Source organism: Beijerinckia sp. L45, from assembly GCF_009765775.1.
GTDB lineage: Bacteria > Pseudomonadota > Alphaproteobacteria > Rhizobiales > Beijerinckiaceae > RH-AL1.
In genome coordinates, this window is record NZ_LMUU01000269.1 from 1 (window position 1) to 260 (window position 260).

1 rRNA gene is annotated in these 260 nt (G+C 50.4%); it reads right to left on the reverse strand.

The window, feature by feature from the left end:
• Positions 1 to 260: ribosomal RNA gene (locus GSQ79_RS27325) — 23S ribosomal RNA — on the reverse strand; the annotation flags it as partial.

Below are 260 nucleotides of genomic sequence, written 5' to 3' on the forward strand. Positions count from 1 at the left end.
AGAAAACCAGCTATTTCCAGGTTTGTTTAGCCTTTCACCCCTATCCACAGCTCATCCCATAACTTTTCAACGTTAGTGGGTTCGGACCTCCAGTACGTGTTACCGCACCTTCATCCTGGCCATGGATAGATCACCTGGTTTCGGGTCTACACCCAGCGACTGAACGCCCTGTTCGGACTCGCTTTCGCTACGCCTGCCCTAATCGGTTAAGCTTGCCACTGAATGTAAGTCGCTGACCCATTATGCAAAAGTACAACTCG